We start from the raw sequence: 13,672 nt of genomic DNA, 5'->3' as shown, positions 1-13,672 counted from the left end.
GCTTATCATACTAAAGCACTCCTTTAGTTTAATTACGCTCGTGTGGAAAGTAGTGCAATGCCTTATCGGATTCCCCGGCCTAATTTGGTACTAATAGACGGTTCTAATCATATTCTTATAAGAAAACAATAAGAAGGAGTGCAAAGTCAGTTGATAAAAGTTAAGGTTGGTTTACAGCCCATTGTAAGTAATATAAATTTACCTACTGTTTTAAAGACAACCATACTTCCGGGTGACTCAATTGAAAGATTATTTATTGCAACTCAGGTAGGAGAGATCTTTTACATAGGAAACGGGGTTATAAGGACTTTTTTAGATATTCGCCCGCGAATCATAAAACTTGGTGATTCTGAACCAGGTGTTTCTCGTGGTGGATATGATGAACGGGGATTGCTAGGGCTAGCGTTTCATCCAGAATTTTATTATAACGGTCTGTTTTATCTTCATTATTCAGTAGCTGGAACACAAGGTCCAGGTGCTCTTTCTGAACCTTTTAAGCCTAACCCGTGTGATCCCAGAGCTTTAAACCTAAGATGGATAAATAGAGAAACTCAATATGATCATATTGATACAGTTGAAGAATGGATTTTACAATCGAATGATCAACCTCAAAAACGACGAACATTACTAAACTTAAGAAGACCATTTTTTAATCATAATGGTGTCAATAGCTTAAACTTTTCACCTGAATCAGGAAACCTTGTTTTAACAACCGGGGATGGTGGATCAGGCTATGATCCATTCAATTTAAGCCAGAATGATATGGAAATCGCCGGTAAAATAATTGAAATTGATGTAGTTAAGAATACATTTATCCAGAATCCACCCGTAGTCACACGGTTTAATGAACTTCCCGTACCTATTCAGGAAACGCTTACAGTAATTGCCAAAGGGGTTCGCAATATACCAGGCATTTCATTTCAAAGGTTTTATAATCAGTATATTAAATATGCGGGAAATGTCGGTCAAGATTTGGTAGAGTCGATTTTTTCATTCGTTCATTATAAACCAATACCGGTTACTCAGCTTATTCAAGCTTCTTTAATGAAATCTGAACCTGACCAAGAAGGATTCATTAACTTTGGCTGGCGAGGTTGGGAAGGTGCTTTTCCTACTTCGATTATAAGTGGCTGCACTGAAAATCAGACTTTGGATGAGAAAACAATTGCCTATTACAATGAAGCAATAACACTTTCAGCGAGTCGTCTTCAGTCTTTAACCAGTTATTTCCACAAAGATACCAGACCCGATAAGTTTGGAGGAACTGCACTTACAGGAGTGCAAGTCTATATGGGGAATACAATCCCTGGTTTAACAGGAAGCGTTGTGTTTACCGATCTTGCCCGGAAAGAATCTCAACCTCAGGTTAGAGGAGCTTTAGCTTATACCACCGTAAGACCAAATGGTGAACAAAATGATTTTAGTGTGATACAAACCGATTATGATTTTGGGTCTCAATCAGCCTATTATGTTAGTTTGGGAACGAATCTGAATCAAACCAGCTTATATTTAGCAGTTTATAGCTCTATGAAAGTGACTGATTTTAACCAAGGCACTGTTTTTGAAATAGTTCCATGAACCAAAACACTAAATTTCCACTTAATCTTGATAAATCTCTTACATGGATGTAATGAATCGAAATTAAAACCAAGTGACGGAGAATCACTAAATTATAATCATTTTTAATCATTTAAAAATGATTAAAGCAATTTCAACCCATAACCAGCTATAAATGAACGCAAATAAAAAGCCAATTGTAAGAAATGAAAAGGAAACAGAGACGGCTGAATCTAAAACTGGAAAGTGAAAAATAAATATTAGACTCATAGTTCCTAACATTAAAAGAATGGCACCAGTAGCCATAATACTTAACCCCTTCCTGAAAAGGTGAAAGGATGCCCCTATTCCAAGTCCTAACAATCCTGTTGTAAAAGAAAATACAATTAGTTCAGTTGGCTGTAGGATGAATAACAGCATAATTGTCAGAAAGTAGGATATTTCTCCAATTGGAATGGAAAACATGGAACATAACAGAATAGGTGCAGTGGCCAGAGGACTTATAAAATATCCTATCCCTGGTAAAAATCCAGCAGCCTGCAGAATAGTTGCCATACAGGCTAAAATAGACACTAAAATGAGCTTCATCGTTTTTTTATGTTTATTGAATATTATTTGAGATAAACGAACCTCATCAGAAATAGGTTTAAAAAACACACCTTTCCACCTCATTCTAAATGGTTTATACGTTACCTTACATTATACTTACCATTTATTAGAGGTGGAACAATTACTAATAATCCAAGCATCAATATCCTCTGTAATAAAAAATAAGCTTAATAAAAAATCTCTCTAAACCTTAATCGATAATACAAAGTAGAGAAGTCCGTTCGGGGAGGAAGTAAGTTATTTCCTTTGCCTATAAAAAAAACAAGGCCTTATCGGTCCTGCATTTTATTCGACTATTACTTTCCCAACCATTCCTTCCTGGAAATGGTACCGACATATCAGTTCATATGTACCGGGCTGTTTCGGATTCACGGTAATATTTTTTTCTTCACCCGGCTGGACCTCGACGTCAATGCCGAGCTTTTCAACCGTGAAGGTGTGCTCTTTACTGCCTTTGTTTTTCAATATCAACGTTGTGGCTGTTCCATTCGGAATAGTGATGACTTTCGGATTAAAGAAATTATCGTTCAACTCGACCTCAATCGATTTCCCCGTCTCCATAGGCTGATTTACAACACCGGATTCGGCAAATACGCCGAGTGAACCTAGTGTTGTCACGACTACAACCATTGCAAGCGCACCGACCAATCCTGTTACCCACTTTTTCACAGACATTTGCAATCCCTCCTTTCCTCTATTTTTTTCTAATTCATAAAATATTATTACAATAACTTTGGTTGCGTGCTTTCAGATAGTAAGTTTTTTATCTGAAACAGTGAAAAGAAAAAGATCGACTCTAATGACGATCTTCTGGAATCTATTCTTATGCAACTAAACTGCCCCGTTTGTTTAATAAAATTATAAGAGGTTTTATGTTCAATTATGTTTGTTATTGTCCCGAACCCAGGCCGTGAATGCTTCGATGCCATGCACGACTGCTTCAGTACGTATGGAGTGAAACTCTAATTTCGACTTTCTAGAGAATTAGTACATTTTTGAAAAAAATACAGTGATGTATTTTGAAATAAATAAAAGTGTTGCACCTCTAATTATGCATTCAAAACCCTGTGCTTTTTCAATAGACTAAAAGGTATTTATGTACTAGGAATTTTACATACAAAAATTTCAATCTATAAAAACTCTAATGCTGGATAAAACATTAATTTATTTCTATATTTCCCACTAAAACGGATATATTTAGTTTTTTCGTACTATTAGGTACATTTTGAATTAGTTCTTTTCCCGGTCCTTTATTTGAGATAGTATAATTACTGTCTTTGGATATTATTTTCCCATTCTTAGTTGAAATATTTAAACCTATATCATCAGTTTTTATCCCTTTAGGTAGCTCAACTTTTACATTTCCATTAGAAATTTTAATATTATTTTCTCCTTTAACACTTTTGAGAACTAGACTCTTTAAACTTCCTACTTTATTTTTAATATTGATTTGTCCATTTACTTCCCCTAAGTTAATGGAACCATTTCCCGATTTAATATTTAAAAATTCTCCTTGAAAGCCACTCAATCTTATAGTACCCACATCCGAGATAAGGGATAGCCGACTAACTTCAGCAATGTAATCTATATCAATGTCTCCATTTTTTGTTTCTAAGTGAAGCTCATCTAACAAACGTGGTGGTATGTTCAGCAGTATTTTTCCTCTATTCTTTTTACCAGGTAACATCTTTTTCCAGGTTTTATTAAATGTTAGTACATTAATAATTGCTTTATCATTAGTGTAGGTAATATCAATGGTTGGCTTTCCTACACCCTGAGATTCAAGATAAAAATCGGAATCCTTACTTATCAATTTAATGTTAGAAAAATCCGAATTAATCTGTACCTTATTGACATTTTTAATGTTTGATCTGTATTCATAATGTTTTTTATAGCTGTTCAATGAACCCAAAACTAATAATGACATTAAAATGATTCCTCCAATAAATAAGATTTTTTTTCCTCAAATTTCTAATCCCCCTACAAAATAATATTTTAACAACTAAAACATTTAATAATTATAATATATAACAGCTCTATTTTTAATTCAATATTTTCAAATAAAAAAACAGATCGTGTTATGATCTGTTTCGAATGGTTTCTTCAATATTTTTAAATAAGTGATTTATCTCCGATAAGGAATGTGTTATAGATTCTAACTGTTTAATTGAGAACTTTAAAAATATTTCATCAACCCTTTCTTCTCCTTTTTCTGTTAGAGTAACTCTTACAACTCTACGGTCCTCTTTTAACCTTATTCGTTCAATATAATTTAGTTGTTCAAGTTTATCGCACATATTCGTTGCTGCTCCAGGTGTTAAAAGAAAAGCATCTGAAATATCTGTAATTTTTAAAAAACCAAACAATTTCAGTCTTAATAATAAGAGTACTAAATTCTCAGAGATTTCTTCATCATTTGTAAGAAATTTCATAAAGTTATTTGATTTAACTTGAATATTAAACATTTCCAACGTTAAAGATCGAACAGATTCATCCTTAATCTTATTCATCGTAAACACCCTTTACAGTTATTTGATAAATTAAAATATATAATAATTATATATTTTAATTTATCATAGAAACAATGTGAAGTGACTAATCTTCTTCGACTGCTCATAAGTTTGGGTAATCCTTCACAATCTCAATTATTATTCTACATGAATATGTGAAAGCGTTCCTCAACAATCTACCCGATTGTGGAATCAGAAAAAACCCTGCATATCAACACAGGATTTTTAATCAAACTTTAAAATAAATTATCAATCTTTATTTTAAATAATCGAACTTTATTTCATTATCAAGACCTAAATTAAAAAAGTATAGATAAATTAAAGGACATAACATATTTTATATGACTAATATGCTATGTCCTTTCTCATACAACTAATTGGCAGTTAATTGAATTAGAAAGAGACACCTATTCCACAATCGCGCCCGATTGTTGAACATCGTTATTCAACTAAAGTCCCTGGAAGTAGTCTTATTGTAGCTATGTTTATATACCTTTGCATAAAAAGCTGTATAAACAATATTAAAAGGGAAAGCCAAGAAATGTTGGTTTCACAGCATTTCTTGGCTTTTTGTGTATTTTCAAACCTTCATTTGGGAACGTTTATTAGGTTTATTTTGTATACTTTATAAATCCTTTTTTCACATAAGCTCACGTTAAATCCCAAAGGCTTGTATAGCTTCTTTGCTGAGCTATTTTCAGATAAAGCTGTTTGCTCAAACCATCGCATTTTTTTGTCTTTTCTAACAGAATAAAGCCACGTGATTTTTCACAATCCTTGCATAAAAAAGTTACAATGTGTCTTTTTCTTTATTTTCTATTAAAAGTAGCTTAATTTCCATTAGTTCATTTTCTATTCGGTGAATATGTTTTTGCATATCGTCAATTTCCTGCTCTGCTTTATAGTTAATAGTAAAGTCAATAATTGACTCGTGCTTATCACGTGCTGCCTGTCTGTTTTGGCTCATCATTATTACAGGAGCCTGAAAGGCCGCAATAAAAGATAGACATAGATTCAATAAAATAAACGGCGGTTCATCAAAATGGAATCGAGTAATTGACAACGTGTTCCATACTATCCAAATGAACAAAAAAATCGCAAAACAAACGATAAATTTCCAGCTACCTCCGAAGGATGAGATTTAATCTGCCACATGATCAGGCCATCTTGTTTTTCTTTGGTATTCTTCATTTAAATTGTTTAGAATGCTTTTTTCATAGCTATCTACTAATCGATCAATTCGGAGAGTATTTTCTTGATTTAACTCAATATCAAAACCCTGAATTTGAGATACTTCCTTATTTTGCATTCTTGACATTCTAACTACCTCCCTAATAGGCAGTCTGATTCAGTTTTAACACATAGGAGCGAATTCATTTTATTATGCTTATTAAAATCCGACTGCCAATAGTTTAAATTCTCATTACTCCTATTTAAATGAACTTTGACTATCTATTAATTCATAAAAAAAAGCCTAAATAGATGAACAGTTAGAATCAATGCCCTACTGTTTGCTGCTCCTGAACGTAAAACATCTTTTTATAGAGCAAGAAGCGTCGGGGTTTCTCCCAACGCATTTTTGTAAGTTTTATTTTTTCTAATGTACTAAACTATCCAAATCCGGCTGCAATTTGTTCCGTAAAACATACAGCATGATAGCACCTACAAGGAATGAAACGGCATCTGCAATGACAAGCGACCAGATTACTCCGTGGAATCCGTTTATATGATTGGCGATAAACAACACAGGAATTAGTGTAATTCCTTGAATAATTGCCATAATAAACGCTGCAGTTCCTTGTGCTGTTGCTTGAAATATACCCGTAAACAACGTGGTCATTCCAGTAATAAACAAGGATAAGAACGTTACATGCAGAATGTAACTTCCCATTTCAATTAAGTACGGGTCATTCGTAAATAAACCAATTAAGTTATCAGATATCAGATAGACGATAACGCCGAATACGAAGGCTAAAGCCACAATCATTTTAATTGTAAATCCGATTGTATGCTTCATGCGCATTTTATTCGCTGTAAAAGAAAAGGCAATGAGCGGTACTACTCCCTCGCATAAGCCCATCAGAATAAACTCAGGAAATTGCAATAAACGTGATGATATTCCGTAAGCAGCTACTGCCTGATCCCCATACTCTACAAGAAAGTGGTTTAAGATGAGAGACATTGCACCCAAAAAGATACTCATAATAAAGACAGGAACTCCGATTTTAAATACATTACTCAGAATCTCTTTAGAAGCTTTGAACCATTTTACTGAAACGGTTAAGAATTGGCTTTTATATCCTATATGAAAGGCGTAGAATGCACTCGCAACAACGTTAGAAATTACCGTAGCGGACGCAACCCCAGTTACGCCCCAATGGAAGACGAAAATGACTAGTGTATCTAGCATAATATTCACGACAACGCTGAGAATCATACCAATCATAGACGTGATTGCTGCACCTTCTGAGCGCACGATATTCTCCAGTGTGAAGAACAATATGACAAATGGTGAGCCTAAAATCATAATTGTGACATAGTCCTTTGTAAATTCGAAGGAGTCAGATGTTGCCCCAAGACCATAAACGATTTGATTAATCAATGGGAGGCCTACAGCTATCACGATAAGACCGAGAACTAAGCTGCTGTAAAAGGCGAATGAAGACACATGCTTTACATCATCATATTTTTTCTCTCCTAGTAAACGTGAGATGAATGTACCACTCCCCATGCCAACCAAATTTCCTAGCGCCATAATGATTGCAAATAATGGCAAGGTTAATGCGAGTGCGGTTAACATGGCAGTACTGTGGAGCGTACCAAGGAAATAGGCATTCAATATTGAATATATGACACTCATTGACGTGCCTAGCATCATTGGTACAGCGAAATGGGCTACAGCTTTACTGACCGGTGCTTTTTCAAAGTAATAGAGGTTTTCTGCATCCATGTGGATCACTTCTTTCTTTTGAATAATTATCTAACAGTGTTAGTTTGAATCTTACAGTGTTAGATGTTATCATGAACTTATGAATCTGTAAAGCATAAACTTACAATGTTAGATGAAATGGAGGATACCGATGAAAAAACAGCAGCCTCAGATTTCGGAGGATAAGATTTTAGAAGCCTCATGGGAGCTTCTTGGAGAGGAGGGTATTGAGAAACTCAGTATGAGAAAATTGGCAGACAGGCTTGGGATTCAGGCTCCCTCTTTGTATTGGTACTTCAAGAGCAAACAAAATCTATACCAGCGTCTAGCCAACCAGGTAGCGAAAATAATTTTGGAGGAATTCCACTCCGAAGGGGATTGGAAAGAACAGTTGACTGAGCTTGCGGTAACGGTACGGAGCGTACTCAGCCGCTATCCATGCTCTACGCAGATTATGATGATGACACTGCCCCACGAACCAGATATTATCCGGTTCACCAACCGGATGCTGCTATGCGTGGAATCAACACCGCTTGAGCAAGAGCAGAAAATGCAAGTGGTTACTACACTCGTTAACTATGTCTATTACTTTGTTCTAGATGATTATCAACATCAACGTAATGTCTCAGCTATCCTTAAGGCCAATGAAATGCTTCCAGGAGAAGAGATGATTCGTCTTTTAGACTCTATGAATGAGACGGATGCGGGACTGTTCCGGAGGATGTTCAAGAACGAATTATTTGAGCTGATGGGGACTGACAGAGCATTTGAATTTGGTTTGAAGTTAATTTTGCTCGGGATCGAGCAGGTGATAAAGGAACAGGTGGAGTAAATGTAAAAAAACGCCCATCCTGTTATCGGATGGGCTGATAAGCTATGTATTATAACCAGGTAGAAGGGCTTCTACAATCTATAGAAGTCCTAACTAAACTGCTTCGTTCGTTGAAGAAAAAATGCACCCAAAGTGTCGTTTGGTGATATTTTACAAAAGAATGTTATTCAATAATCTGGCCCGATTATGGAATAGCACCGTTCCTTGTTTCAGAAAAGAGCCCGTTTTCGGAAGATCGTTTCAAGGACCTTATTAAAGTAAAGCACCTGATAGTTTAAGTGAATTACATCATAAAATTAATCCTTTTAAACATATTATTATTTTCTTTTAAGTGAATTAGTCATTGAGAAAAAGTTCATATCTTTTGCAGATCCAATGTATATATAAGTTCACCGTTATCATCTTTGGAAAGATAAGTAAATTTAAGCTTTTTAAGTAAATTGATTGAAGCAAGATTTCCAGGTGAAACACCTGCATTTATACTGATACAGCCTTTTTGCTTGAGCCAAGCGATAATTATTACAAGTACTTCATATGCATAGCCTTGCTTGGTGTGAATAGGACTTATAGTGTATCCAATCCAAAAAGTGTGATTTTCCCTTTTTAAATAAACATCACCAATCAATCGATTAGTTGTATTGTTGATTATGGCAAGCTGTCCCCCCTTTAAAAAAGAAAGTTCGCTAAGTAATTCTTTAGCATACATTTGCTTTGTCAATCCTTTGAAACCCTGATATCGCATCCAGTTTTCATCATTTCTATATTGCATAAAATCGTCAAGGTCTTTTTCTTCAAATCGACGTACAGTACATCGTTCAGTCTTTATCTCCATAAAACTTACCTTCCTTTTTGTTTGTAAATAAATCTCAAACAGAACTAGTGTTATGTTATCGTAATTTTCTTTCTAGAACCAACAAAAAATTTTTTCGCACTCGTAAATTTAACTAAGATGCTATAACTACTTATTAAAAAAATGTTAATTCAACTATACTGATACTGCCTGTTGTGTAAGTAAATTTGTTCACAATCTCAATTGCATTATATAGGTATAGGTGATTACTTTCCTCAACATTCCGGCCCTTTAATTTAATATCAATTATTTTAAAATTCCATGATTTGAGCAATCACTTTATTCCAAAATATGGACCTTTAATAAAAAAAGCGATCTTCTTTATTGAAGAATCGCGCCCGATTACTGATTAAAATGATTAGATATACTCCCATAAGCCATAGTAATTATTAAGTTTTATCATGATTAAAGATAATATAATGGAAAGTGGTAAAATAATCAAAAACTGCATTTTATGTTTCGGTATGATAAGTAACAAAACAACTATCATTATTAGATATATTCCCATAAACCATGGTATTAAATAGTAATGATGGTGAATGGGTAAGTAAGCGTTACGGTATTCAAACCCTTCTAACAGCAATATTGTGATTGGAAGGGACAAAATAATATTAGAAAACAATCCGCTTCCACGCGCATACCACATAATATAAGCACAAATAGGACTAATCACTGCACATATACTCCAAAAAATAATCGCTCTTTCTGGGAAAAAATTTAGAAAAAGGATTGTGTACACATAATAAACGGTCATCATCGATCCAAAAAAGGCGAATACTTTTACAGCCGCTAATTTGGGCGAATAGCTGAAAACCGATAAAATCGTTGCAACAAATACCCATATACCAAGACGACTACCTATATCAGTGAATATTAGGTTGAAATAATAAGGGTTATCCACAATCTTTGCCAATGAACCCAGAATAACCCCGATAATAATTGCATTCACTATTGAAAAGACTTTTTGTTTTGTAGTTGTTTTGTTCGCAACTCTAATCCCTATCAACTTATTATACATTTCCATTATACCTTCCTATTTTCCAAACTTATTTTTATATTCTTAAGAAAAGTGGGAACGGATTCCTTTAATCCAAATCTCCCCCATTAAGATGCCGCATTGCAGCCAGAATTTGTAACAGTGTTATACCAGAAAATGGCCCTATTACTGAAAAAGGCATAATTCCTTTTCAAGAATAGCGCCCGATTGTGGAAGATCGTTATTCAATTAAAGCACCCTATAGTTAAATAAAAAATTCATTCTTACTATTTATTTCACAATTTATTTTTCAATATATTTAGAAAGAAAGATAAGGAACTACAACTCCAAACCTTTCCATGTTTTTATCAACCAATCTGCAAAAAGTGTTTCTTCTTCGAATTGAGGGTAATGTGCAGAATGTTCAAAGACAACAAAATCCTTATTTGGAGCATCCAAGTTATCATAATACGCTTTTGCTGCATTTGTAGATGTCATATAATCATATTTTCCCATGACGAAATATAAAGGAATATCTAAACTATCTACTATTTTTGTAATATCATTCTCTTTCATTTCATCTTGTAATATTTCTTGTGTAGCTGAAATTCCCTTAAAATAACGAACAACATCAAGGAAGTTATATTCTGGACTAGTTAAAAACCCAATGAAATAGTCCATATTATCATTAATTAACCTACCTGCCCCTCCGTATTTACGGACCATGTTTCTGGGAGTAAACGATTCGCCCTTTTTAATAGAATCTCTAAGAAATTCTAATTGATCTACATCCTTTAGATTTCCAGCCTGTTGCGCTTGGCGTATTGTATATTCTAGGCTATCCATTTCACTATTTGTATTATTTGAAACTTGACCAATACCGATATATGCTGCATAGTTTTCAGGATTTTTACTAGCAGCTTGCAGTCCTATGTATGTTCCAAAAGAATGACCAATTAATATGACCTTTTCTTGAGAAAACTCTTTTTTTACATATTCAGTCAGTGCCAATAAATCATCCACATGTTTATCTGTGGTTATATTTGAGTAGTCTTCAAAGAAGTGAAACGACTTCCCGCTTCCTCTCTGGTCATAATGAACAATTGTAAAATGCTCTTCAAGTAAATCTTGATACTTTCTAACATAAGGAATTTCAGAGCACCCCGGTCCACCATGTACGAAAATGATAATTGGATTGTTTCTATCAACACCTCTCATCATTACTTCAAGTTCTGTTCCGTTCATTTCTATGCTCTCTAATATTGCAATGCTGTTTTCCCCATTTATATTAGGTGTCCAAGTAGGAAACAATAGAATTAGAAGTATGAACAGAGTTATTGATATGAAAAAAATGGTTAACTTTCTTTTACTTTTCACATAGAAAACTCCTTATCTACTTTTGGCCTTACCCCTTGAATTGGTCAAATCAACAAAAATTGCGTTGAAGTTAATTCGTTAAGAATTTTTTAAGAAATTCACTTTAATGAGAGATATAAAATACGTTAAGTTTCGCTATTTCTTCGAGATACGATTTCATTTTATTTCCCCAATAATCTACAGTTATTAAGGAATATTCATTCAATCTTTTGTTAATACCTTCTTCAAGTAAACTGCCCTTTAGTTTAAGTACATATCTTCACTATACAATTTATCATGTTATTCAACAATATGGCCCGATTGTTGAATAACAGCTAAAGACGATTCTTCAACTAAACTGCACTTTACTTCAATAAGAAAGAGCTATTCTCCTTCTTGAAGAATAGCCCCCGTTAGTGAAAAATAATTATATTTTCATCGTACAAATTTTATAGATGATATGACCATTAACTTCAGTTGTTCCTGTATAGACACCCATTTGCAAATTGTAATAAATCGTCCAACGAGGAAAATGTTCTTTCGTTCATTTATTTTGCCTCAAAGTTCTAGGGGCTTACTCACCTACCATACCGTCGTTATCACGATCGTCCATATATGGGTATAACCAATGATCACTCGTTATTGGCATGCTATAACCCGCTGCTTTTGCTTCTTTAATCGTCACTTGTCCATTTCCATCTGTATCAACGCTAGAAATATCTTCAGTGCCATTCGAAGCATTGGACTTATTAGAACTTGTTGACTTATTTGAGTTAGTTGATTTACTTTCAGTTAATCCTAGAGATTTATTTATTTCATCAGGGTTGCCGTTATCAAACTCATCTACAATTTTATTCCCTTTTAAAGTGTAAGTGTACTTGTAATGAGAAGGAATCTGCGTTTCTGTATTAGGATATGTGATAATTGCTTCAAAATTAGTAGCTCCACCAGCTTTACGAATAGCGTCTTCCAAATATGCTTGATCACCATGTCGGTTAAGCGTACTATCTTGTGGCGTAATATTATAAGCATTTGATACCCCACCAAGAGAATCTGCAATAATATGTCCTTCATCTAAATCTGCTCTTTCTACACCAGGAACTTTTGCTTCATCAGCGTAGTATCTGCCAGACGATGTTACAGGTTCGGTACGGTCATCTTGTAGAACGATTTCGTCAGCAATGACACGAACCAATTGCCCTGCCTCATTCGTGAATGCATAGTAATGTCGGTCCCCAAAACCAATGTCAACGACGACGTTAGGTTCGCGATGTCCTGACAAATCACCACCATCAACTTCAATAAGTTTGTATCCCGAGAACAGGTCATTATTTTGTTCGGTTGACGTTTCTTCCACTACTGGTTCATCTACAACCGTAGTGATCGTCTCTTCTTTTTCGCTATTATTTTTATTTGTTTCAACTGTGGTTACTTCTTGTGAATCTGTTTCTACATCTGTATTGGATGTATCTTCTACGTTGGTACAACCAACCATAAAGATGATCGTTAAAAGTAAGATTAAATAGTTCATTTTCTTTTTCATTTTAAGACTCTCCTATAATAGTTTCATACTGTTCATTGTAAAAACGATGACTTTCAACTTATTCCCCCATAACTTATCTTGTCTTATCTTATTCTATAATCTTATCATAAAAGACCAATATCCTATTGAATTAACCTGCCCGTTAGTTTAATAAGAAAAAAAGACCTGCCGTAGCAATGAATTGTTCAACGAAAGCTCTTTTTGCTTTAATTAAAATTTGTTCAAATCCTCGGGATATACCTGGTGTTTTTTATAAATAATAAGATTGTTAAACAATAAATTAAGGAGGACTTGTATGCAACCGAATCAACAAGCTAATGAGAATTTGGGTTCTATTATGAAACCAGGAAGTGCCGGAACTAATGCCCAAAAAGTAAAACAAGAAATTCAAAAAGATGTAAGCGAAGGACAAGGTGCAATGACTTCTCGTGAGGCAGGAGCAATTCGGGATTAAAAAACCACCATAAGTAAAATATAAGAACAATTAATTACCTATATAAAGCCTATATC

14 protein-coding genes are annotated in these 13,672 nt (G+C 34.3%); 3 read left to right on the top strand and 11 right to left on the bottom strand.

The window, feature by feature from the left end; translation table 11 throughout:
* Positions 1–150: 150 nt before the first annotated feature.
* Complete coding sequence (locus JNUCC23_RS10765) at positions 151–1,578, top strand: PQQ-dependent sugar dehydrogenase (protein ID WP_454215754.1); 1,428 nt, start codon at positions 151–153, stop codon at positions 1,576–1,578.
* Between the two features lie 108 nt (positions 1,579–1,686).
* On the opposite strand, the gene JNUCC23_RS10760 is transcribed toward JNUCC23_RS10765, so the two are convergent.
* The 7 genes from JNUCC23_RS10760 to JNUCC23_RS10730 form a co-directional block, all read right to left on the bottom strand.
* On the bottom strand, positions 1,687–2,214 hold the full coding sequence (locus JNUCC23_RS10760) for a hypothetical protein (protein WP_454215752.1): 528 nt from the start codon (positions 2,212–2,214) through the stop codon (positions 1,687–1,689).
* A 237-nt stretch (positions 2,215–2,451) separates the two neighbouring features.
* Entirely contained in the window at positions 2,452–2,841 is a 390-nt protein-coding gene (locus JNUCC23_RS10755) for a cupredoxin domain-containing protein (RefSeq protein ID WP_403071774.1), read from the bottom strand.
* A gap of 484 nt (positions 2,842–3,325) precedes the next feature.
* Positions 3,326–4,093 carry a DUF4097 family beta strand repeat-containing protein gene (locus JNUCC23_RS10750; protein ID WP_454215750.1) on the bottom strand — a complete coding sequence of 256 codons (768 nt, stop codon included), beginning with the start codon at positions 4,091–4,093 and terminating at the stop codon, positions 3,326–3,328.
* A 151-nt stretch (positions 4,094–4,244) separates the two neighbouring features.
* Positions 4,245–4,676 carry a MarR family winged helix-turn-helix transcriptional regulator gene (locus JNUCC23_RS10745; RefSeq protein WP_403071780.1) on the bottom strand — a complete coding sequence of 144 codons (432 nt, stop codon included), beginning with the start codon at positions 4,674–4,676 and terminating at the stop codon, positions 4,245–4,247.
* A 790-nt stretch (positions 4,677–5,466) separates the two neighbouring features.
* A complete protein-coding gene (locus tag JNUCC23_RS10740; RefSeq protein WP_454215748.1) occupies positions 5,467–5,766 on the bottom strand; it encodes a DUF1003 domain-containing protein in 300 nt (99 codons plus the stop codon).
* Between the two features lie 51 nt (positions 5,767–5,817).
* Positions 5,818–5,994 carry a hypothetical protein gene (locus JNUCC23_RS10735; RefSeq protein WP_454215746.1) on the bottom strand — a complete coding sequence of 59 codons (177 nt, stop codon included), beginning with the start codon at positions 5,992–5,994 and terminating at the stop codon, positions 5,818–5,820.
* Positions 5,995–6,273: 279 nt separating this feature from the next.
* Complete coding sequence (locus JNUCC23_RS10730; RefSeq protein WP_454215744.1) at positions 6,274–7,626, bottom strand: MATE family efflux transporter; 1,353 nt, start codon at positions 7,624–7,626, stop codon at positions 6,274–6,276.
* A 130-nt stretch (positions 7,627–7,756) separates the two neighbouring features.
* On the opposite strand from JNUCC23_RS10730, the gene JNUCC23_RS10725 reads away from it, so the two are divergent.
* Complete coding sequence (locus tag JNUCC23_RS10725; RefSeq protein WP_454215742.1) at positions 7,757–8,437, top strand: TetR/AcrR family transcriptional regulator; 681 nt, start codon at positions 7,757–7,759, stop codon at positions 8,435–8,437.
* Positions 8,438–8,792: 355 nt separating this feature from the next.
* On the opposite strand, the gene JNUCC23_RS10720 is transcribed toward JNUCC23_RS10725, so the two are convergent.
* From JNUCC23_RS10720 to JNUCC23_RS10705, 4 genes are all read right to left on the bottom strand, one after another.
* Positions 8,793–9,269 (bottom strand): GNAT family N-acetyltransferase, encoded by a 477-nt coding sequence (locus tag JNUCC23_RS10720; protein ID WP_454215741.1) that lies wholly within the window; start codon positions 9,267–9,269, stop codon positions 8,793–8,795.
* Between the two features lie 376 nt (positions 9,270–9,645).
* Positions 9,646–10,311, bottom strand: coding sequence for a hypothetical protein (locus tag JNUCC23_RS10715; RefSeq protein WP_062179860.1), 666 nt, complete (start codon positions 10,309–10,311; stop codon positions 9,646–9,648).
* Positions 10,312–10,602: 291 nt separating this feature from the next.
* On the bottom strand, positions 10,603–11,640 hold the full coding sequence (locus JNUCC23_RS10710; RefSeq protein ID WP_454215738.1) for an alpha/beta fold hydrolase: 1,038 nt from the start codon (positions 11,638–11,640) through the stop codon (positions 10,603–10,605).
* A 553-nt stretch (positions 11,641–12,193) separates the two neighbouring features.
* Positions 12,194–13,162, bottom strand: a complete 969-nt coding sequence (locus JNUCC23_RS10705) for a DNA/RNA non-specific endonuclease (protein WP_062179872.1) — start codon at positions 13,160–13,162, stop codon at positions 12,194–12,196.
* A gap of 295 nt (positions 13,163–13,457) precedes the next feature.
* Here JNUCC23_RS10705 and JNUCC23_RS10700 point away from each other — a divergent pair, with 295 nt between their 5' ends.
* Positions 13,458–13,616, top strand: coding sequence for a hypothetical protein (locus tag JNUCC23_RS10700; RefSeq protein WP_172796831.1), 159 nt, complete (start codon positions 13,458–13,460; stop codon positions 13,614–13,616).
* Positions 13,617–13,672 lie beyond the last annotated feature (56 nt).

It is taken from the genome of Peribacillus sp. JNUCC 23, assembly GCF_053653995.1.
This window is presented reverse-complemented; position numbering and strand designations above follow the sequence as displayed.

Excerpts from the sequence above, each read along its gene's own strand:
- JNUCC23_RS10755 (WP_403071774.1), bottom strand. The coding sequence starts at position 2,841 with ATGTCTGTGAAAAAGTGGGTAACAGGATTGGTCGGTGCGCTTGCAATG.
- JNUCC23_RS10750 (WP_454215750.1), bottom strand. The coding sequence starts at position 4,093 with ATGTCATTATTAGTTTTGGGTTCATTGAACAGCTATAAAAAACATTAT.
- JNUCC23_RS10745 (WP_403071780.1), bottom strand. The coding sequence starts at position 4,676 with ATGAATAAGATTAAGGATGAATCTGTTCGATCTTTAACGTTGGAAATG.
- JNUCC23_RS10735 (WP_454215746.1), bottom strand. The coding sequence starts at position 5,994 with ATGTCAAGAATGCAAAATAAGGAAGTATCTCAAATTCAGGGTTTTGAT.
- JNUCC23_RS10730 (WP_454215744.1), bottom strand. The coding sequence starts at position 7,626 with ATGGATGCAGAAAACCTCTATTACTTTGAAAAAGCACCGGTCAGTAAA.
- JNUCC23_RS10725 (WP_454215742.1), top strand. The coding sequence starts at position 7,757 with ATGAAAAAACAGCAGCCTCAGATTTCGGAGGATAAGATTTTAGAAGCC.
- JNUCC23_RS10720 (WP_454215741.1), bottom strand. The coding sequence starts at position 9,269 with ATGGAGATAAAGACTGAACGATGTACTGTACGTCGATTTGAAGAAAAA.
- JNUCC23_RS10715 (WP_062179860.1), bottom strand. The coding sequence starts at position 10,311 with ATGGAAATGTATAATAAGTTGATAGGGATTAGAGTTGCGAACAAAACA.
- JNUCC23_RS10705 (WP_062179872.1), bottom strand. The coding sequence starts at position 13,162 with ATGAAAAAGAAAATGAACTATTTAATCTTACTTTTAACGATCATCTTT.
- JNUCC23_RS10700 (WP_172796831.1), top strand. The coding sequence starts at position 13,458 with ATGCAACCGAATCAACAAGCTAATGAGAATTTGGGTTCTATTATGAAA.